Annotated in this window: 17 protein-coding genes; 13 read left to right on the top strand and 4 right to left on the bottom strand. The window is 69.9% G+C overall.

What is annotated here, in order from left to right; translation table 11 throughout:
• The 7 genes from G528_RS0107150 to G528_RS0107120 are packed head-to-tail and all read left to right on the top strand — an operon-like array spanning nt 1 to nt 7,841.
• Nucleotides 1-843 carry an ABC transporter permease gene (locus G528_RS0107150; protein WP_026918383.1) on the top strand — a complete coding sequence of 281 codons (843 nt, stop codon included), beginning with the start codon at nt 1-3 and terminating at the stop codon, nt 841-843.
• A gap of 4 nt (nt 844-847) precedes the next feature.
• Nucleotides 848-2,011: an MCE family protein gene (locus G528_RS0107145; protein ID WP_026918382.1), complete on the top strand. Its 1,164-nt coding sequence runs from the start codon at nt 848-850 to the stop codon at nt 2,009-2,011.
• Entirely contained in the window at nt 2,008-3,027 is a 1,020-nt protein-coding gene (locus G528_RS0107140) for an MCE family protein (protein ID WP_026918381.1), read from the top strand. Before G528_RS0107145 ends, G528_RS0107140 begins: the two co-directional genes overlap by 4 nt.
• On the top strand, nt 3,024-4,049 hold the full coding sequence (locus G528_RS0107135) for an MCE family protein (RefSeq protein ID WP_035719274.1): 1,026 nt from the start codon (nt 3,024-3,026) through the stop codon (nt 4,047-4,049). Before G528_RS0107140 ends, G528_RS0107135 begins: the two co-directional genes overlap by 4 nt.
• Nucleotides 4,046-5,296: an MCE family protein gene (locus tag G528_RS0107130; RefSeq protein ID WP_051198439.1), complete on the top strand. Its 1,251-nt coding sequence runs from the start codon at nt 4,046-4,048 to the stop codon at nt 5,294-5,296. The genes G528_RS0107135 and G528_RS0107130 overlap by 4 nt, the downstream gene beginning before the upstream one ends.
• On the top strand, nt 5,293-6,450 hold the full coding sequence (locus G528_RS0107125; RefSeq protein WP_245569710.1) for an MCE family protein: 1,158 nt from the start codon (nt 5,293-5,295) through the stop codon (nt 6,448-6,450). The genes G528_RS0107130 and G528_RS0107125 overlap by 4 nt, the downstream gene beginning before the upstream one ends.
• Nucleotides 6,447-7,841: an MCE family protein gene (locus G528_RS0107120; RefSeq protein WP_026918377.1), complete on the top strand. Its 1,395-nt coding sequence runs from the start codon at nt 6,447-6,449 to the stop codon at nt 7,839-7,841. The genes G528_RS0107125 and G528_RS0107120 overlap by 4 nt, the downstream gene beginning before the upstream one ends.
• Nucleotides 7,842-7,869: 28 nt before the next feature.
• On the opposite strand, the gene G528_RS18000 is transcribed toward G528_RS0107120, so the two are convergent.
• Together G528_RS18000 and G528_RS0107110 are read right to left on the bottom strand one after the other, a co-directional pair.
• On the bottom strand, nt 7,870-8,625 hold the full coding sequence (locus G528_RS18000; RefSeq protein ID WP_051198438.1) for a hypothetical protein: 756 nt from the start codon (nt 8,623-8,625) through the stop codon (nt 7,870-7,872).
• Nucleotides 8,622-9,239: a hypothetical protein gene (locus G528_RS0107110; RefSeq protein ID WP_051198436.1), complete on the bottom strand. Its 618-nt coding sequence runs from the start codon at nt 9,237-9,239 to the stop codon at nt 8,622-8,624. Before G528_RS0107110 ends, G528_RS18000 begins: the two co-directional genes overlap by 4 nt.
• A gap of 247 nt (nt 9,240-9,486) precedes the next feature.
• Here G528_RS0107110 and G528_RS0107105 point away from each other — a divergent pair, with 247 nt between their 5' ends.
• The 4 genes from G528_RS0107105 to G528_RS0107090 all read left to right on the top strand — a co-directional run bounded on the left by G528_RS0107105 (nt 9,487) and on the right by G528_RS0107090 (nt 14,666).
• The gene (locus G528_RS0107105; RefSeq protein WP_084638102.1) at nt 9,487-10,686 is read left to right on the top strand and encodes an oxygenase MpaB family protein; all 1,200 of its coding nucleotides are present in this window, start codon (nt 9,487-9,489) and stop codon (nt 10,684-10,686) included.
• Between the two features lie 101 nt (nt 10,687-10,787).
• Nucleotides 10,788-12,266: an aldehyde dehydrogenase family protein gene (locus G528_RS0107100; protein WP_026918374.1), complete on the top strand. Its 1,479-nt coding sequence runs from the start codon at nt 10,788-10,790 to the stop codon at nt 12,264-12,266.
• Complete coding sequence (locus G528_RS0107095) at nt 12,256-13,494, top strand: CaiB/BaiF CoA transferase family protein (RefSeq protein ID WP_051198434.1); 1,239 nt, start codon at nt 12,256-12,258, stop codon at nt 13,492-13,494. The genes G528_RS0107100 and G528_RS0107095 overlap by 11 nt, the downstream gene beginning before the upstream one ends.
• 104 nt (nt 13,495-13,598) lie before the next feature.
• Nucleotides 13,599-14,666, top strand: a complete 1,068-nt coding sequence (locus G528_RS0107090; protein WP_026918372.1) for a lipocalin-like domain-containing protein — start codon at nt 13,599-13,601, stop codon at nt 14,664-14,666.
• Between the two features lie 24 nt (nt 14,667-14,690).
• Here the strand turns inward: G528_RS0107090 and G528_RS0107085 are convergent, their stop codons facing one another.
• Nucleotides 14,691-15,905, bottom strand: a complete 1,215-nt coding sequence (locus tag G528_RS0107085) for a homogentisate 1,2-dioxygenase (RefSeq protein WP_026918371.1) — start codon at nt 15,903-15,905, stop codon at nt 14,691-14,693.
• A gap of 92 nt (nt 15,906-15,997) precedes the next feature.
• The gene (locus G528_RS0107080) at nt 15,998-17,134 is read right to left on the bottom strand and encodes a serine aminopeptidase domain-containing protein (protein WP_026918370.1); all 1,137 of its coding nucleotides are present in this window, start codon (nt 17,132-17,134) and stop codon (nt 15,998-16,000) included.
• A 378-nt stretch (nt 17,135-17,512) separates the two neighbouring features.
• On the opposite strand from G528_RS0107080, the gene G528_RS0107075 reads away from it, so the two are divergent.
• Nucleotides 17,513-18,265, top strand: a complete 753-nt coding sequence (locus G528_RS0107075; protein ID WP_169515233.1) for an IclR family transcriptional regulator — start codon at nt 17,513-17,515, stop codon at nt 18,263-18,265.
• Between the two features lie 84 nt (nt 18,266-18,349).
• Entirely contained in the window at nt 18,350-19,354 is a 1,005-nt protein-coding gene (locus G528_RS0107070; protein ID WP_245569709.1) for an RluA family pseudouridine synthase, read from the top strand.
• Nucleotides 19,355-19,374 lie beyond the last annotated feature (20 nt).

The following is a 19,374-nucleotide window of genomic DNA, read 5'->3' as shown; positions in this document are numbered from 1 at the left end:
ATGACGACGCGACCGGTCCGCCGAGTCCGCCGCGCGGTTCGCGCTCTGGACGACGCCGTCGTCGGCATCGGCCGCATGAGCCGGTTCGTCGTCGACGCCGTCATCGCGGCGGTGCGCGCCGCCCGCCACTACGGCAGCGAGATGCTGCGGCTGGTGGCGGACATGAGCCTGGGCAGCGGTGCGTTGGCGCTGATCGGCGGAACCGTGATGATCACCGGCTTCCTCACGCTGTTCGCCGGCGCGACCGTCGCCGTCCAGGGGTACTCGACGCTCGGGAACATCGGTGTCGACGCGATGACCGGCTTCCTGTCGGCGTACGTGAACATCCGGGTGGTCGTCCCGGTGACCGCCGGGATCGGGCTGGCCGCGACCCTCGGTGCGAGCACCACCGCGGAGCTCGGGGCGATGCGGATCAGCGAGGAGATCGACGCCCTCGAGGTGATGGCGGTCCGGGCGATGCCGTACCTGGTCGGCACCCGGCTGCTGGCCGGCATGATCACGATCCTGCCGATCTACGCGGTGGCGCTGATCTTCTCGTTCCTCTCGAGCCGCGTCGTGACCGTCAACGTCCTGGGGCAGTCGCCCGGCGTGTACGAGCACTACTTCTCGACGTTCCTCATACCGTCGGACGTCCTCTGGTCGTTCCTGCAGGCGATCGTGATGGCGATCCTGGTGATGCTGGTGTGCACCTACTACGGCTACTACGCGTCCGGTGGTCCCGAGGACGTCGGCGTGGCGACCGGCCGGTCGGTCCGACTGTCGCTGATCGCGGTGGTGACGGTGACGTTGATCATCGCGCTCGTCCTCTACGGCAGCGCCCGCGAACTGCGATTGGCCGGGTGAGGCGATGAGCTCGAACACGATTCACCGGATGTGGGCGCTCGTCGCGGTCGTGGTGCTGGCCGTGGGGACCTGGGCGGTCGTCGGCGCCTACCGCGGCGACTTCAAGGACACCGTCACCGTTCGGGTCGCGGCGCAGCGGGCCGGACTGGCCCTCGACCCGGGCGCGATGGTCAAACGCAACGGGGTGCGGATCGGGGAGGTGGACTCGGTGGAGATCGCCGACCGCGGCGCGACGATCACCCTGGCCATCGACGCCGACGCGGCCGCGCACATCCCGTCGAACACCGCGGTCCGGATCCGGTCGTCGACCGTCTTCGGCGGCAAGACCGTCGACGTCCTCGACCCCGCGGTCCGCGCGGACGACGCCGTCGTCGACGGCGCCCAGATCTCGGCGGACTCGGTGTCGGTGGAGGTCAACACGGTGTTCGAGACCCTGACCGGACTCTTCGACGCGGTGGAGCCGGAGAAGCTCAACGAGGTGCTCGGCGCCCTGGCCCACGCCCTGAACGGTCGGGGGGCCGCGCTCGGAGTGGCGCTCGACGACCTCGACACGGTGCTCGACACCCTGACCTCGCGGCTCCCGCAGATCGAGACGATCGCCGAATCGGGGGCGGCGACCGCGCGGATCTACGCCGACGCCGCCGACGATCTGATCTCGACGCTGGGGCACCTGACCACCACGGCCGAGACGATCACCGATGCGACGCCGCAGATCGACGACCTGCTGGCCGGTGTCCTCGGGCTGGCCGACCGCGGGGACGCCGTCCTGGCGCCGAATTCGGACGAGATCGTCAAGGCGGCCGTCCTGTTCGAGCCGACGGCGTCGCTCCTCGAGGAGTACAGCCCGATGCTCACGTGCTTCATCAAGGGCGTCGACGTGGCTCGCGGGGAGGCCGAGAAGGTGTCCGGCGGCAACGGCGCCACCATGCTGCTCAACTCCACGATTCTGATGGGCACCGAGCCGTACGCGTACCCGAAGCACCTGCCGAAGGTCGCCGCCACCGGGGGACCGCGGTGCGGCGAGCTCCCACGGGTCGATCTGAGCCAGGTGCCGACGCCGTACGTCGTCGCCGACACCGGGGCCAACCCGTTCGCCGAGTCGACGGGCGGCCCCGCGCTGGTCCCGCAGTCGATTCTCGAGTTCATGCTGGGAGGGAGCGGCCGATGATGTCCACCGCCCGTTGGTTCGCCCTGGGCGTCTTCGTGACCGTGATGACGCTCATACTCGCGGCGGTGCTGATGGTGTTCGGCAACGTGCGGTTCGACGACAACGACTACCGGGCGCACTTCGCGGATGTGTCGGGTCTCGAGGAGGACCAGTTCGTCCGCGTCGCCGGGGTCGAGGTCGGGAAGGTCACCGGGATCGAGATCTCGGGTGACGACACCGTCGCCGTCGACTTCACGATCGACGGCTCCTACACCCCGACGCGTGCGACCCGCGCGACGGTGCGCTACCTGAACCTGACCGGCGACCGCTATCTGGAGCTCCGCGACGGGGAGGGCGAGCCGACGCCGCTGGGGCCGGGCGGTGAGATCGCGCTCGACCGCACCAGTCCCGCCCTCGATCTCGATTCGCTGCTGGGCAGCTTCAAACCACTGCTGCGGGCCATCGACCCCGACCAGGTGAACCAGTTCAGCGCCGAACTGCTCAACGTCCTGCAGGGGCAGGGCGCCACCGTGGAGTCGCTGCTCGCCCGCACGGCGTCCCTCACCGGAGCGCTCGCCGACCGCGATGCGGTGATCGGCGACCTGATCACGAACCTCGACGCCGTGCTCGGCACCGTCGCCGACCGGGAGGACGAACTGGACTCGGCGCTGGAGTCGGCCTCGCGGCTGGCGGGCCGGCTCGCCGAGGATGCGAACGACTGGGGGCGGGCCGTGACCGCCGTCGACCGGGTCAGCGCCTCACTCGGCGACATGCTCACCGACACGCGTGAACCGATCGCCCAGACGATCACCGGGTTGAAGCGGACCGCCGACCAGCTCAACGCCGGCTCGTCGACCATCGACAGCGTGCTGTCGCGGCTGCCGGACACCTACCAAGCGCTGACGCGGCTCGGCGCCTACGGCAACTTCTTCAACTACTACCTGTGCACGCTGCGGATCAAACTCGACGGTCTCGACGGGAACAGCGTGGTCCTGCCGGTCTTCGGGCAGGACACCGGGAGGTGTGAACCGAAATGATGCGCTACGAGCGGCGCGACACGTTCCGCACCGGCGTGATCGGCCTGACGATCGTCGTGCTGGTCGCCGCGGCGTCCACGAGTGTCCGGTCCCTGCCGTTGCTCGGCGGCGACCGGAGCTTCGTCGCCGAGGTCGCCGACGCCGCCGGACTGCGTGTCGGCGACGACGTGATGACGCACGGCGTGGTCATCGGACGCGTGTCGGCGATGGAGCTCGACGGCGATCACGTCGACGTCACGTTCCACGTGGACGGTGCGGCCCGCCTGGGGTCCCGGACGACGATGGCCGTGTCGACGGCGACCGTGTTGGGGACGCGGGTGGTGCAGTTGACCTCGGACGGTCCCGGGACCTTGGAGCCGGGTTCGGTGATTCCGCGGGAGCGCACCGAGGTGCCGTACGACCTGACGTCGGCGCTCGACGATCTGACGCGGGCCGCGCAGGACATCGACACGGGCCGCCTGGCCGATTCGCTGCGCGCCGTGAACGACGTGCTCGAGCAGACGCCGTCGGAGCTGGCGCCGGCGGTGGAGGGCGTGGGCAGGCTGTCCCGAACGATCGCCGCCCGCGACGAGCAACTCGAGTCGTTGCTCCGCAAGGCAGACGCGGTCAGCGGCGTTCTCGCCGACCGCAGCGAGGCGATCGGCCGGCTTATCGCCGACGTCGACGTCATCCTCGGCGAACTGGTGACGCGGCGGCGCACGGTCGAGACGCTGTTCGCGAACGTGACGACGCTGTCGCGGTCGCTGGAGAGGGTGGTCGTCGACAACGAGGAGACGCTGGGGCCCGCCCTCGCCGACACCGAGGAGGCGCTGTCGGTGCTGGCCCGGAACAGGCAGAACATCGGGCAGGCCATCGAGTCGCTGGCCCCGTACATCACCGAACTCGGCGAGGCCGTCGCCTCGGGCCCGTTCTTCTCCTCGTACATCACGAACCTGCTGCCCGCGCAGATGATCGAGCCGGCGCTCCGGACCGCCCTGGGCGATGCGGGCATCCCGTACCCGGCGAAGAAGGGGGCGCGATGACTGCGCGGACACGCACGGCAGGCGCACGAACGGGGGGCACCCGGTGGCGGTGGGCGATTCTCGGGATCCTGGTGATCGGGGCCGCGCTCATCTCGTACCTGGTGGTACCGCGGGTCACCACCACCGCGCTGACGGTGGTCTTCCCGTCGGCGGCGGGACTGTATCCCGGCGACGACGTCCGCGTCCTGGGCATCCCGGTCGGGACGGTGGAGTCGATCACCCCGCGTGCCGACGACGTGGTCGTCGACCTGCGGGTGGACCGGTCGCAGTCGATCCCCGAGGGCGCGCGGGCCGTCGTCCTCAACCAGAGCCTGGTGTCCGGCCGGTTCGTCCAGCTCACCCCCGCGTACACCGGCGGCCCCGCCCTGTCGGATGGGGCGACGATCCCGATCGAACGGACCGCGGTGCCGGTCGAGTGGACCGAGATCGAGCGGCAGCTCCTCGAGGTCTCCGAACAGCTCGCCCCCGACGCCGAGGAGATCCGAGGACCCCTCGGCGATGCGGTGACCTCGGCGGCCACCAACGTCGACGGCCGCGGTGCGAGTCTGCGGGACACGCTGTCGTCGCTGTCCTCGGCGATGAAGACCGTCTCCGACGGTCGCGACGATCTGTTCAGCACGGTGCGGAACCTGCAGGTGTTCGTCAGTGCGCTCGCCGACAGCGACGCGCAGATCGTGTCCTTCAACAGGCGGATGATGTCGGTGACGAGCATTCTCGACGCGAATCGCGACGACATCTCCGGGGCGATCGACAGTCTCGACTCGTCGTTGGGGCGGGTGGAGCGGTTCATCGCCGAGAACCGCGGCGGGATGACCGATGCGCTCAAGCGTCTCGGCGACGTCACCGAGACGCTCGCGGAGCGGCGTGACGACATCGCCCAGGTGTTGCACACGGCGCCGACGGCGCTGGCGAACCTGAACAACATCTACCAGCCGGCGCAGAACTCGGTCGTCTCGGCGTTGGCGATGAGCAACTTCGCCAATCCGGTGCAGTTCATCTGCTCGTCGATCGCGGCGGCCGAGGCGACGACGGCGGAACGGGGCGCGCGCCTGTGCGTCGAACACCTCGGTCCGCTGTTGCGGCTGTTGACGATGGACTACCCGCCGTTGTCGAGCAACCCGACCCGCGGGGTGGGCGCGACACCCGATCAGCTGGTCTACTCCGGGGTGACGCCGCCGTCCGGGCGGTCCGCGAAGCGCACGCCGAGGTCCGTCGGGGAGATGCTGGTTCCGAGGGCGGGGTCATGAGGCGCCCGCGGTTCCCGATGCGCGGGGTGCGGCGCGGTCTCGGTTCGGCGCTGGTCGTCCTCACCGTGCTGTCGGCGACCGGCTGCGACTGGCGCGGTGTGAACTCGCTGCCGCTTCCGGGGACGCACGGTCGCGGCGACGGATCGTGGACGGTCGACATCGAGATGCCGGATGCGACGACCCTCGACCGGAACTCCGAGGTGCTCGTCGCCGATGTGACGGTGGGGCGGGTCAGCGACCTCCGGGTCCGCGACGGCCACGCGGTCGTGTCGGTGAGCCTGGACGCCGACGTCGTCCTGCCGGCGAATGTGACGGCGACGATCGGTCAGACCACGCTGCTCGGGTCGGCACACGTCGAACTGTCCGCACCCGAGCATGCGGCGGCGGGTCGGCTGCGGGACGGCGACGAGATCCCGCTCGACGACGCCGGTGCGTATCCGACGACGGAGCAGACGCTCGCGTCGGTGGCGCTGGTTCTCGGCGGCGGCGGAATCGACCAGGTCCGCACCGTCATGACCGAGCTGAACGCGGCGCTCGGCGGTCGCGGTGACACGGCCCGGCGGGTGCTGCGCGGTCTCGACACCCTGCTCGGCGGTCTGGACGACCAGATCGACTCGATCACGTCGGCGATCGACTCGCTCGACGACCTCGCGGCTCGTCTCGCGGCGAGCCGCGACAAGATCGGCCGGGCGATCGACGCGGTCTCGCCGGCGTTGACCGTCGTCGCCGACCGCCGCGACGAGCTCTCGCAGGTGCTGACGCGGGTGGGCGAGTTCTCGGAGACGGCGCACGCGATCGTCGAATCGTCGGGGGAGGAGATGCGGACCAACCTCAAGGCGCTGCCGCCGATCCTCACCGGTCTGGCCGACTCGGGGCGCTCTCTCACCGAGTCGACGCGGTACCTGTTGACCTACCCGTTCCCGATCGACGTGGTGCACAACGTGGTTCGCGGTGACTACGCGAACGGCCAGGTGACGCTGGATCTGCGTTTGGAGACGCTCGACAAGGCGTTGCTGATCGGTACACCGCTGCAGGGGATGCTCTCCGGGCTGGAGGGCGTCCTGGGCAAGGCGGCTCCCGCGACGGCGAGCCGTCGCGGCGGCGCGCCGGATCTGCGGGACCTGTTGAATCCCGGAAGGAGGGGGCAGCGGTGAATCTTCGACGTCCCACCGTGGTGCGCCTGATCGTCTTCGGAGTCGTCGCCGTCGTCGCGCTCGCGGTCGTCGCCGTGCAGTATGTGCAGGCGCCGCAGCAGGCCGGGATCGGACGGTATGCGGTCACGGTCGAGATGGATGATGCCGGCGGACTGTATCCCAATGCCAACGTCACCTTCCGCGGTGTCACCGTCGGCCGTGTCGTCGATGTCGTGAGCACCCGGGACGGGGCGCGCGCGGAGCTGTCGCTGCGGTCGGGGGTCGACGTCCCGGCGGACGCCGACGCGCAGATCCTCGGCATGTCGGCGGTCGGGGAGATGTACATCGACCTGGTGCCGCGGGGCACGCGTGCGGTCGCGCTGCGTGAGGGCTCGCGGATCCCCGCGGACCGGGTCAGGATCTCGGCGGACACGGGCGAGGTCCTCCGGTCGGTGAACGAGCTGCTCGACTCGGTGCCGCGCGATGAGCTGACGACCGTCATCGACGAGAGCTTCGTCGCGGTGAAGGGGCAGGGGCCGGCGTTGCGCTCGCTGGTGGACTCGGTCACGGGAATCCTCGCCTCGGCGCGCGACGCCGACGATCCGGCGGCGACGCTGCTCGACGAGCTCGGTCCGCTGCTGACGACCCAGGAGGTCTCCGGTGACGCGATCCGCGCGTGGGCGTCGTCGCTGGCGCGCGTGACCGGCACCGTCGCCGACGCCGACGCCGGGGTGCGAGGCGTGCTCGATCAGGCCGGTCCGGCGGCGCGGGAGGCGACGCGGGCGTTCAACGACTTCGAGCCGCTGCTGCCGATGCTCTTGTCGAATCTCGTGACCGTCGAGCAGGTGGCGGCGGTCTACAACCCCGGCCTCGAGCAGATCCTGGTGCTGTTCCCGCCGCTGATCGCGGCGTCGCAGGGCGCGGGCATCGTCAACGCCGACGATCCGGGGCAGAACACCTACTTCGCGTTGGGTCTCAACGATCCGCCGCCGTGCATCGAGGGCTTCATACCGGCCGCGGAGCGACGTTCTCCGACGGATCTGAGCCGGGTCGAGACGCCGGACGACCTGTACTGCAAGGTGGAGCCCGGTGACCCGAGGTCGGTCCGGGGTGCCCGGAATCTGCCGTGCATCGAATACCCGGGCTACCGGGCGGCCACGGTGCAGCTGTGCCGACAGAAGGCCGGCGGCAGCGCCCCGCGCGGTGCCGTGCGGAGCGGGGACGGCCCGAAACCGAAGAGAGGTGACGCGGCGGCGAGGGGGACCGGGCGCAGTCGCGTGAAGGTCGCGGACTACGACGCGACCCGCGGAACGTATCTCGGGTCGGACGGAGTGACCTACGCCGTGGCCGGACTCATGGGGGAGGATCGCGGTGACCCGCCGACCCTCCGGTCGATGCTGACCGGCCGCTGAGCGGATCTGGCGTCGGGCAGAGCCGGGCTTACAGCGGCTGGAACGATTCGATGAGCCAGCGGTCGTCGTGCTTCACCAGGCCGACGCGGATGGCGGTCGCCGTGGTCGTCGGGTCGTCGTCGCGCTCGGAGGAGACCTGCTGGGTGACGAAGACCATCGCCTGCGCCGACTCCTTCTCCGCCTCCACCACCGACACCCCGGAGATGTTGACCGTGGAGCTGAGCCCGCGGTCTTTCGCGGCCGGGAGGACCTCGGTGCGGGCGAGGGTGCGGTATTCGTCGGCGAAGGCGCCGGTGAGCCGCTTCTGCGCCGCGGCGACGTCGCGCGGGGCGGTGTCGGCGCGATAACTCAGTATCGCGGCGGTGCCCTCCTTGGTCGCGGTGAGGACCGCGGGACGCTCGTCGGCGATCTGTCGGCTCTCCCGGTGCTCGAACCAGAAGAACCCGCTGAGACCGGCCGATGCCGCGATCGTCAGGACGCCGCCGGCTGCGAGAGCCCGTCCGGCCCACCGTCGGTGCGGCGATCGGTTCCCGGTGTCCGCTGTCTCGGCGTCCCTTGTCTCGGCGTCCCTTGTCTCGGTGTCCGCTGTCTCGGTGTCCGCTGTCTCGGCGTCATCGGTCCCGGTGTCGTCGGCTGCAGTGTCGTCGGTCGCAGTATCGTCGGTCGCAGTATCGTCGGCCGGGGTGGCGTCGGCTGCGGTGTCGTCTGCTGCGGGGGAGTCGTGTTCCGGCTCGTCGCGGCCGGTCGGCTCGGATGCGTCGGTCGGCTCGGATGGGTCGGTCATACCGCGAAGTCCACCTTCTCGATCAGGATTCGGTCGTCGTCGTTGCGCAGGTGCACCCGCAGTCGCCAGACGCGCGGCTCCTCATCGGCACCGGAGCCGTTCGTGACGAGCGACGTGGCCGAGACCAGCAGGGTCGCCTCATGTTCGTCGGACGACTCGATGCCGACGGCGTTGACGGTGCCCTTGCTCGTCACCTTCATCTTCTTGACGACGTCGATGAAGTCCGCCGAGCGGGCGGCGAAGTCGGCCCGGAAGTCGCCGGTCGCGGTCTCCAGGATGCGGTCCACGTCCCGGTCGGCGCGGTCGGCGCTCACCGAGATGACGTTGAGCACGCCCTGCCGTGCGGCGTCGACGTACTGGGCGTCGCGGTGTTCGCGACTGCGTTCGGTGAGATAGCGGTCGGCGGTGAAGCCGGTCGCCGCTGCGAGGCCGATCACGACGACGGCGACCACGATCGCGGTCAGCACGCGACGCCTCGACCGTCGGGGCGTCGCGTCGTCAGCGGTCGCGGCACCGGCGGAGGTGCTGTCGTCGGCGGTGCTGTCGTCGGCGGTGTCGTCAGCGGCGGTGCTGTCAGCGGCGGTGTCGTCGGAGATCTCGTCGGTGTGCGTCATTGCGCCTCATCGTGGCAGGTCGGCTCGATTTCCATAACCGTACCATACGGTATGGTACCGTCATTCGTGTGATCTGAACCTCACCCCGGCACGCAGGGGCGCAGGGCGAACAACGGGCCGCCGCGGTGCGGCGGAATACGGAGGTACCGACATGACCATTCACGACGAGCCCATCGTCGCCGATCGGCACGAGGCCGATCAGGCAGCCGCCAGGCCCGCGCCGACGGCGTTCCCCTACCGACAGACCATGTCGCGGCCCGTCATCCGCCGCATCCGGAAGATCGCCAAGAGGGTGACCGGCGCCGACATCTTCCCGACCACCGAGCAGATCGAGGCCTTCGCCGGCGACATGTACGCCGGCGACCCCGTCGCCGAACGCTTCGTCGACGAGGTGCTCTACGGCGAGATCGGGATGGAGGAGGGCCGAGCGATGCTCAAGAAGGCCCTCAACGACGGGCTCGACAGCATCGAGAACCCGCCCCCGTCGATGGTCGAACTGTTCAACGAGTTCGAGCAGATCCCGGACTGGGTCGACCCGGAGGTCGTCGAAGCCGGCGCCCGAGTCTGGCGACGGTGGGGCACATTCCTGTTCAGCGTCGCCGGCGGCGAGACCCTCGAGATGTACACCGAGGCGGCCGTCGCCACACCGCTGTCCCTCGCCGGCGGCTACGCGGGCGACAACGCGCTGCGCCGCTTCCTGGAGACCTCCCGGTTCTGGATCGACGTCTCCGAACCCGGCGGTCTGCTGACGCCGGGCAGCCGCGGCCGGGCGACCGCCATGCTCGTCCGGGTCATGCACGTGTCGGTGCGCCGTCGCGTCGCAGACCACCCCGAATGGCATTCGGAGAAGTGGGGCCTGCCGATCAGTCAGGCCTACATGATGCTCACGCTCCTCGGCGGCAGCGTGGTCCCGGCGCTCGCCCTGTGGATGCTCGGCGTGCAGACCACCCGCAAGGAGATCTACGACCTCATCGCATTCCAGCGCTACATGGGACACATCGTCGGAGTCCGCAACACCTGGTACCCCGAGACGATCGCCGACAGTCTGCGGCTGCTGGCCATCGTCGGGACCGCGCGCAGTTACGACGCCGGCCCCGGTGGCGTGGAGCTCGTCGAGTCCTTCCCCCTCGCCTTCGCGCCGCGCGGCGACCACTCCGGTCTGCAGCGGCTGCGCGAACACTACAACTCGGCGATCTACGCGACATACGCGCGGCTGTTCATGTTCCCGCAGACCTACGCCAAGCACGACATGCCGAACGCGTGGCCCGGACTGGTGTGGGTGATCGCGCGGTTCCCGGCGATCACCGCCGTCGAGATCCTCCGCCGCATCCCGCCGATCGGCCGCCTCCACGAGCGCGTCATGTGCTGGCACCGCGAGAACTGGTACCGCGCGCAGATGGCCGACCGCGAGGCCGAATTCGACGCGTCCGGCGCCCTGCGTCGCTGACCCGGCACCCGCCCCCACCCCTCAACCACCACCCCTCAACCACCACCCCACCCCTCGACCGGCTGCAGACCTCGGCCGACATCCTCGCTAAGGAGCCCCCGATGACCGAGACCACCGAGACTCGTTTCGAACCCACCATTCCCGACGTCAGCCTGCGGATCGGGACCACCCGACGAGCAGCCGCCGGCGGTGCCACCTACACGTCGACGAACCCCGCCGACGAGAGCCTCGTCGCCGAACTGCCCGCCGGCTCGGCCGCGGACGTCGACGATGCCGTCGCCGCGGCGCGGGAGGCGTTCGAGTCCGGCGTCTGGTCGGGACTGCCGGGGGCGGAGCGCGGGCGGATCCTCAACCGCGCCGCCGACCTGATCGAGGCCGATGCGGAGAATCTCGGGGCGCTGGAGTCCGTCGAGATGGGCAAGCTGTACGTCGACAGCGTCAACGGCGACATCCCCGCGACTGCGGCGACCTTCCGGCACTTCGCCGGGTGGGCCGACAAGATCGTCGGTCAGACGTCGGTGCTGCCCAGTTATGGGCCGCAGCAGCGATTCGGATACACCCTGCGGCAACCGCTCGGCGTCGTCGGGGCCATCACACCGTGGAACAACCCCGCGGTGATCGCCGGATGGAAGCTGGCGCCGGCACTGGCGGCCGGTAATGCGGCCGTCATCAAACCCGCCGAGGACGCATCGCTGTCGACCCTCCGCCTGGCCGAGCTGCTCGTCGAGGCCGGAGTACCCGACGGAGTGGTCAACGTCGTGACCGGTCTCGGCGAAGAGGCCGGAGCCGCGCTCGCGGGACACGAGGGGATCGACAAGATCAGCTTCACCGGCAGCCCCCGGGTCGGGCGGACGATCCAGCCGCGCGCGGGAGACAAGTTCCGCAAGATGACGCTCGAACTCGGAGGCAAGTCTCCGCAGTTGATCTTCGCCGACGCCGACCTCGAGCAGTCGATGCCGTGGATCGCGATGGGCAACTTCTACCACCAGGGACAGGTCTGTGCGGCGGGCACCCGCGTGCTGGTCCACGAGTCCCGGGTCGACGAGGTGATCGACGGGTTGGTGGCCGCCGCGAAGGCCGCGGTCATCGGCGACCCGCGGGATCCGTCGAGCACGATGGGCACGATCGTCAACCGCAAGCAGCTCGACTCGATCCAGCGCTACATCGAGCTCGGCACCAGCGAGAACGCCGACCTCGTCGCCGGCGGCCGGGTGCTGGACGGCCCCGGCTACTTCGTCGAACCGACCGTCTTCCGCGGTCACAACGACCTGACGATCGCGCGCGAGGAGATCTTCGGCCCCGTCGCCACCGTCATCCCCTTCACCGACACCCAGGAGGCGGTGCGGATTGCCAACGACACCAAGTACGGCCTCAACGCGATGATCCACACCACCGATCTCGCCACGGCGCACGCCGTGATCCCGCAGCTGCGCGTCGGGATGGTCTGGGTCAACGGCTGGGGCGTCCCCGAGCCGGGCCTGCCGTGGGGCGGCCGCGAAGCCAGCGGCTACGGGCGTGAGCTCGGTGAGTCGGGCATCCACGCCAACACCGAAGAGAAGACCGTCCACCTTGCGTTCTGACACGGACCGGGCCGACGAGACCGAGGCCAATCGGGGAGCACTCGCCGACCTGCGGGTCCTGGAGCTCGGCACGCTGATCGCCGGCCCCTTCGCGGGCCGCCTCCTGGGCGACCTCGGCGCCGACGTCATCAAGATCGAGGCGCCGGGGAAGGCCGACCCGCTGCGGACCTGGGGCCAGGCCGAGGTCGACGGCGAACGGGCCTTCTGGACGGTCCAGGCGCGGAACAAGCGGGCGATCAGCCTCGACCTCCGCACCGACGAGGGGCGCGAGATCTTCCTGGACCTCGTCGACCGCAGCGACATCGTCGTCGAGAACTTCCGTCCCGGCACCCTCGAGAAGTGGGGCCTGGACTACGAGACCCTGGCGCATCGGAACCCCGGCATCATCCTGGCCCGGGTGTCCGGATACGGGCAGACCGGTCCGGCGGCCTACAAACCCGGCTACGCCTCGGTCGCCGAGGGGGTGAGCGGTCTGCGGTACATCAACGGCTTCCCCGGCGGCCCGGCACCGCGACTGTCGCTGTCGATCGGCGACTCACTGGCGGGCATGTTCGCCGTCCAGGGGATTCTCGCGGCCGTGCACAGTCGCCACCTCACCGGACGCGGCCAGGTCGTCGACGTCGCGCTCACCGAGGCCTGTCTGGCGATGCTCGAGTCGACCATCCCCGACTACGACCTCGGCGGCGTCGTCCGCGAGCCGTCGGGGACCAGACTGTCGGGGATCGCGCCGTCGAACCTCTATCGCACGCGCGACGAGCGGTGGGTGATCATCGCCGCCAACCAGGACACCGTGTTCCGGCGGTTGTGCACGGTGATCGGCCGCGAGGACCTGATCGACGACGAACGCACCCGGGACCACGTGGCACGGGGCGAGCACGAGGACCTCCTCGACGAGATCATCGGGGCCTGGGTCGCCGACCGCGACGCGGCGGCGGTCATCGAGGTGATGGCCGAGGCGGGCGTGGTCGCCGGCCCGGTCAACACGGTCGCCGACGTGGTCGCCGACGATCAGTTCCGCGCACGGGAGATGCTGGTGCCGCACGCCGACGAGCGGCTCGGACGCGAGGTGCTCGGGCCCGGCGTGGTCCCGAAGCTCTCCGAGACGCCGGGGTCGATCCGCTCCGCGGGGCCGGCCACCGTCGGACGGCACAACCGCGAGGTCTACACCGGACTGCTCGGCCTCGACGAGGCCAGGGTCGCGGAACTCGCCGCGGCCGGCGTCATCTGAGGACTGCGCGGCCGGGCGCGCCCGCATGCCAACGCCCGCGACCGCAGACGACCGCATACGAGCATGCACACGACCGCACACACAGAGGGAAACGAGACAGAGCAATGAAGACATACGACTCGGTGGAGGCGTGGAACGGACCCGGCCGCAGCGACGGCGTCATCACCACGGTGTCACCGGCGGACAACGCCCTGCACGCCCGCCCCGAGCGCACCGCCTTCGAGCACTGGTACTTCGACGCACAACTCGACAACGGCTACACCGTCGTCGGCTTCCTGGTGAAGCGTCGCCCGGAGGATCCGCCGATGGCACGCCCGTGGGTCGAGATCATCGTCTACCAGCCCGACGGGAGCAGACGGCAGATCGCACAGCGCTACCCGGAGCGCGCCGCCTTCTTCTCCACCGAGGAGGTCGACGTCCGGATCGGGCCGAACTCGGCCCGCGTCGAGTTCGACGAGAACCGCATGCCGACCTACCACGTCGTCTTCGACGAGGAGGACGTCCGCCTCGACCTCACCTTCCGCAACGAGATCCTGCCGTGGATGCCGGGACGCGGGGAGAACCACTTCGGTGACGGCGGAGTCTTCGGCTGGTGCGTCGGGGCGCCGCGTGCCGAAGTCACCGGCCGGGTGGTCATCGGCGACGAGCAGTGGGACGTCACCGGACGCGGATACGCCGACCACAACTGGGGTGTCGGCAACATGCCGCGCGTCATCGAGCGGTGGCACTGGGGCCGCCTCTACACCGACGACTACTCGCTGCTGTACGCCGTGGTCGCGTGCAATGAGAAGTACAACAGCGTGCAGATCATGCCGGTCATGCTCGCCAAGGGCGACGAGATCCTCCTGTCGACCGGCGAGGTGGAGTTCACGCTCGGCTCGTCGGTGTACGACGACGTCGCCCGACAGGACTATCCGCAGACCTTCACCCTGGAGGCGCCCGGTCGATTCCGGCTGGAGATGCGGGTGCAGCAGGTCCTGCAGTCGCATTCGCTCATCGAAGAGGTCCCGATCGTGGGCAGTCGACTGCTGCGGCCGATCGTCGACCGCGTGATCGGCAAGCCCGGCTACTTCCGTTTCCAGTCGGACTTCACCCTCGCCGTCACCCAGGACGACGGGTCGGTCGAGACGGTGGAGGGAAGCACCCTGCACGAGCTCGTCGCCCTGACGTGACCGTCGGCACCGGGCCGTGGGACCTCACCGGTGAGGACCACGGCCCGACCAGTGCCAGGGGTACGACGGATCGTCGCACGCCAGCCCGCCCTCGCCGACGTCGAGCGGGTTGAACGTGTCGACCATGAACGCCATCTCGTTGCTCTCCGTCATCGACGGCGAGTCGAGATACGCCTGACGCCCGGGGCCGTGCGTGTACGCGGCGGGATGCAGCGACACCGAGGCGTTCCCGATCCCGGATCCCTTGCGGGCCGCGGTCTCGCCCGCGTGATAGAACATCACCTCGTCGGAGTCGACGTTCGAGTGGTAGTAGGGGACCTTGATCGCCTCCGGGTGGAATTCGAGCGGCCGCGGGACGAAATTGCAGATCACGAAGTTCCGTCCCTCCAGAATCTGATATGTCGGCGGCGGCTGGACGACCTGTCCGACCACCGGGGCGAAGTCCCGGTAGTTGAACGCGTACGGGTACAGGCAGCCGTCCCAGCCGACGACGTCGAACGGGTGGTGATCGTAGGTGACGATCGAGCCGCGGATCCCCGAACCGCTCCGATGCCGCACGTAGACGTCGGTGTCGGCATCCGCGGCGGGCCCCGTCACCTCGGTGGGCCCGGAGGCCACGCGCAGGTCCCGCTCGCACAGCGGTGCGCTCTCGAGGAACTGTCCGAACTCGCTGAGATACCGCTTCGGAAAGCGGATGTGCCCGGACCCCTCCACGCAGTACGCCTTGAGGGGTTCGGCGGCCGGGTCGTCGGACAGGACCCACCGGTGGATGGTGACGCGGGGGATGACCACGTTGTCGCCGGCCGAGACCTCGATGCTCCCGAAGATGCTCTCCACGACGGCGCTGCCGCTCTCGATGTAGATCACCTCGTCCCCGACGCCGTTGCTGTAGAGCGGGCTGGTGGCGTCGGCGACGACATAGCTGATGCGGACGTCGTCGTTCGCCAGGATCAACCGGCGGTGGCGCACGACGTCGCGCCCGGTGCGGTCGTCGTCGAACAGATCCGGCAGACGGAAGTGGCGGGGCCCCAGGGGCTCGTTCGGTTCGGTGGACAGATCACCGAGAGACCACGGTCGCGAGTCGACGAGGTTCGCCGGGACGCCGCGGTGATAGAGCAGCGATCCGGTCGAGGAGAATCCCTCCTCGCCGATGAACTCCTCGAAGCACGGCGAGCCGTCGGAGGCGCGGAACGCGATGTGGCGTTTCCGGGGGATCTCGCCAACGGCGCGGTAGTACATCGTCAGAATCCTTCCATCGGTGAATCCGGGAGCGGTGTGATCGGTATCGGTGTGATCGGTATCGGTGTGATCGGTATTGGGGGCGGTCGGGGTCAGTTCGCGAGCTCGTGGGCGCGGAGCCAGTCGGCGACGGTGTCGGCGACGAACGCGACCTTCTCCGGCTGGCCGGACAGGTAGTGCAGCCCCTCGGCCACCGGCACCAGCCGCTTGTCGTCGTGCGCGACCGCGTCGAACATCTCGGTGGCGTAGCTCGGGAAGCACACCTGGTCGGCGGTGCCGTACATGATGAGCGTGGGAACGCTGATCCGCGCCATGTGCGTTCGACCGTCGCAGTTCGACTCGTCGAGGCTCCACTGCGAGAGCCACGAGCGGAGACTGCTGTAGTGGGCCAGCGATGCGGGCATCATGTTCGCGACCGCCGTCGGCCCCCACATGGTCCCGGGTTCGCGGTCGGACGGGTCGATCGAGGTGTCGATGAACCGCGGGTCGGCGATGGTGCCGTGGACGACGAACGGGAGGTCTTGGAGTTCGCCGCCCGCGCGGGCGAGGCGATCGAGCTCGTCGCGGACCCACGCTGTGATCCGCCGGTTCCGCGCCACCTGCGCCGCCCGGTAGCGCTCGAGGAACTCCGCGGAGAACGGCGGTCGGATCACCCCGTTGACGATGTCGAGGTCGGGGTCGCGCGCCCACGGGTCGTGTTCGTCGACGACCGCCGGGTCGAGCCAGTCGGTGAGCACCTGTGCGCGGCCGGGGTGGGCCATGAGCTGTGCCAGGGCGTCGGCGGGAGGGAGGTCGGCCCGGGTCAGGTCGGGCGGATCGCCGGCGGGCGTGGAGGTGATCGTCGGGGACTCGGCCTGCGACTGGTAGAGGCCGGCGAGGCCGCCGCCGCCCGAATTGCCGATGAGGACGACCTTCTCGTATCCGCGTTCGCGGAGGAAGCGGATCGCGGCGCCGATGTCGAGGACGCAGTTCTCCATGGTCAGGGAGCTGTCGTTGCCGATGTAGCGCGTCGCGAGACCGACGGCGTCGATGCCGCGCCGCGTGAGGGGCTCGAGGAGGTAGTGCCCCATGAAATTCGAGGTGGGATGCACCACCAGGGCGACCGTCGAGGACGGTCCGGTCTGCGAGGTGTGCAGCGACCCCCAGATCTTGCCCGCCATCCGGGAGACGCCGGAGTAGACGTCGATCCGGTCGCTGGCCTGCATGGGGATCCCGAGGAGTTCGGTCACAGTCCGTCCTTCGTCGTCGTTGCGGCCCCTGTTGCCGTACCGCTGTGTTGCCGTACTGCTGTGTTGCCGTACCGCTGTGTTGCCGTACCGCTGCGTTGCCGTGGCCGCTGTATTGCCGTGGCGCTGTGGGTGCGCTTACCGTGCGGCGACCGCCGTCCCGCAGAAATGACCTATTACGGTTCTAATAATGAACTTTAAATGTATCGGGGATCACACGGATCGTCAACGGTGGCGTCGGTGTGGCCAACGTCGGGCGTGCGGCACAGCATCGCGGCACCGATACGGCACAGCGTCGGGGCACCGATACACTGGCGCCCGATCGCGCGTGTCCACGAACGGCGATGCGCGGCGAACCGGGACGAGGGAGGCGGTCGGACGGTGAACATCTCATCGACGGTCGACCAAGCCCTGCGGCTGCTCGTCCACCTGGCCGAGTCTCCCAATCGGACCCCGGCCGAGCTCGCCCGCGAACTCGACATGAATCGGACCACCGTCCATCGGCTCCTGGCGACACTGCACGGCCGCGGCTTCGTCCACCGCGTCGACGGTGCGGCGGTGTACTCCATCGGATCGACCGTCCTGCGGATCGCCGAGTCGGTCGGCCCGGACATCCGCGCGATCTCCCACCACGTGATCGAAGACCTCTCCGAGAGGACCGGTGAGACCGTCCTGGTGTTCGTCCCCGAGTTCGGCGGCCGGCGACCGCAGGCGATCGCGGTCGACCAGGTCGAGACCCGCACCCACGTCGTCCGCGTCGAATTCCCCGTCGGTCACCGGATCCCGCTGCATCGCGGCGCGGCGGGACTGGTCATCCTCGCCCACGCCGACCCTCGGATCGTCACCGCCGCACTCGCCGACGGCCTCGAAACCGACGGACTCGATCCCGACGGACTCGATCCCGACACGATCCGATCGACGCTCGCGGCCATCCGCGACCGCGGGTACGCGACGACCCACGACGAGCTGATGCACGACGTCGCCGGCATCGCGGCACCGGTCCTCGACCGTGCCGGCCGACCGGTGGCCAGCGTGTCGGTCGTCGCCCCGTCGAGCCGCGCCGATCGCCTGGACGCGATGGTCGGCGACCTCGTGACCGCGGTGCGGACCATCGCCGATCTGCTCGGCTCCTGATCGCCCACCGGGGCATGGGCGGTCGCCCGACGCCCGCTGGGTACGGTGGGGGCGCTGTGCCCGGCGGCGGAGGTGAGGCCGGGCGTGACGACCGCGTGGAGTGATCGGATGTCGAAGGCGGGCGGCCGCGCCGATGCGGGGCCCCGGGGTGACGGCGGCGGGACCGTCCGACCGGCGGGCACGATCACCGTGGACGGTGAACACGCCGGTCGACGCCTCGACAAGTTCCTGCGGTCGCGACACAAGGGGGTACCCGCCGGGCTCCTGTTCCGACTCATCCGCCAGGGACGGCTGCGCGTCAACGGAGCCCGCACCGCGCAGGACTACCGACTCCGGGAGGGCGACGTCATCGACGTCCCCGAACTGCGGGTCGACGGCGACCGCGTGTCGACGCCCGGCATCCCGTCGAGTCTTCGGCGGCAGCTGCGCGACGTCGTCCTGCACGAGGACGACGATCTGCTCGTGGTCGACAAACCCGCGGGCATTCCGGTGCACAGGGGGACCGGCGCCCGGGCCGGCGTGATCGAGGCGCTCCGGGACCTGCGCCCCGACCTGCCCGAACTGGAGCTGGGCCACCGTCTCGATCGCGATACCTCGGGTGTCCTCGCGCTGGCGAAGACGCCGTCGATGCTGCGATATCTTCACGAACTGCTGCGCGACCGGGAAGACGAGATCGAGCGCCGGTACATGGCGGTCGTGTCGGGGCGCTGGCCGGCCGGCCTCACGGTCCTCGACGCCCCGCTGCGTCGTCGCGACGACGGCCGCGTGGTGGTCGACCCGGCGGGACGACGCGCCCGGACGCGCGTCTCGGTGCGGCGTCGCCTCGGGTCCCGTGCCTCAGTGCTCGACGTGTCGTTGGCGACCGGTCGCAAACACCAGATCCGCGTGCACCTCCGGCACGCGGGACACCCGATCGCCGGGGACGACCGCTACGGCGATCCGGCGTTCAACGCGCGGGTCGCCGCCGCCGGCGGCACCGGCCTGCACCTGCACGCCGCCGCCCTGGTGATCCCGCGCCCCGGGGAACCCGATCTCGCCGTGACGGCACCGATGCCGCGGCGCTGGCGGCCCGTGCTGGGCGGTCTCTGACTCCGAGACCTCTTGACGCC

The sequence above is a fragment of the Gordonia shandongensis DSM 45094 genome (assembly GCF_000423025.1).
Lineage (GTDB): Bacteria > Actinomycetota > Actinomycetes > Mycobacteriales > Mycobacteriaceae > Gordonia > Gordonia shandongensis.
The sequence above is the reverse complement of the archived record's forward strand: the minus strand, read 5'-3'. Positions and strand labels throughout refer to the sequence as shown.

Excerpts from the sequence above, each read along its gene's own strand:
- G528_RS0107150 (WP_026918383.1), top strand. The coding sequence starts at position 1 with ATGACGACGCGACCGGTCCGCCGAGTCCGCCGCGCGGTTCGCGCTCTG.
- G528_RS0107145 (WP_026918382.1), top strand. The coding sequence starts at position 848 with ATGAGCTCGAACACGATTCACCGGATGTGGGCGCTCGTCGCGGTCGTG.
- G528_RS0107140 (WP_026918381.1), top strand. The coding sequence starts at position 2,008 with ATGATGTCCACCGCCCGTTGGTTCGCCCTGGGCGTCTTCGTGACCGTG.
- G528_RS0107135 (WP_035719274.1), top strand. The coding sequence starts at position 3,024 with ATGATGCGCTACGAGCGGCGCGACACGTTCCGCACCGGCGTGATCGGC.
- G528_RS0107130 (WP_051198439.1), top strand. The coding sequence starts at position 4,046 with ATGACTGCGCGGACACGCACGGCAGGCGCACGAACGGGGGGCACCCGG.
- G528_RS0107125 (WP_245569710.1), top strand. The coding sequence starts at position 5,293 with ATGAGGCGCCCGCGGTTCCCGATGCGCGGGGTGCGGCGCGGTCTCGGT.
- G528_RS18000 (WP_051198438.1), bottom strand. The coding sequence starts at position 8,625 with ATGACCGACCCATCCGAGCCGACCGACGCATCCGAGCCGACCGGCCGC.
- G528_RS0107110 (WP_051198436.1), bottom strand. The coding sequence starts at position 9,239 with ATGACGCACACCGACGAGATCTCCGACGACACCGCCGCTGACAGCACC.
- G528_RS0107105 (WP_084638102.1), top strand. The coding sequence starts at position 9,487 with ATGTCGCGGCCCGTCATCCGCCGCATCCGGAAGATCGCCAAGAGGGTG.
- G528_RS0107100 (WP_026918374.1), top strand. The coding sequence starts at position 10,788 with ATGACCGAGACCACCGAGACTCGTTTCGAACCCACCATTCCCGACGTC.
- G528_RS0107090 (WP_026918372.1), top strand. The coding sequence starts at position 13,599 with ATGAAGACATACGACTCGGTGGAGGCGTGGAACGGACCCGGCCGCAGC.
- G528_RS0107085 (WP_026918371.1), bottom strand. The coding sequence starts at position 15,905 with ATGTACTACCGCGCCGTTGGCGAGATCCCCCGGAAACGCCACATCGCG.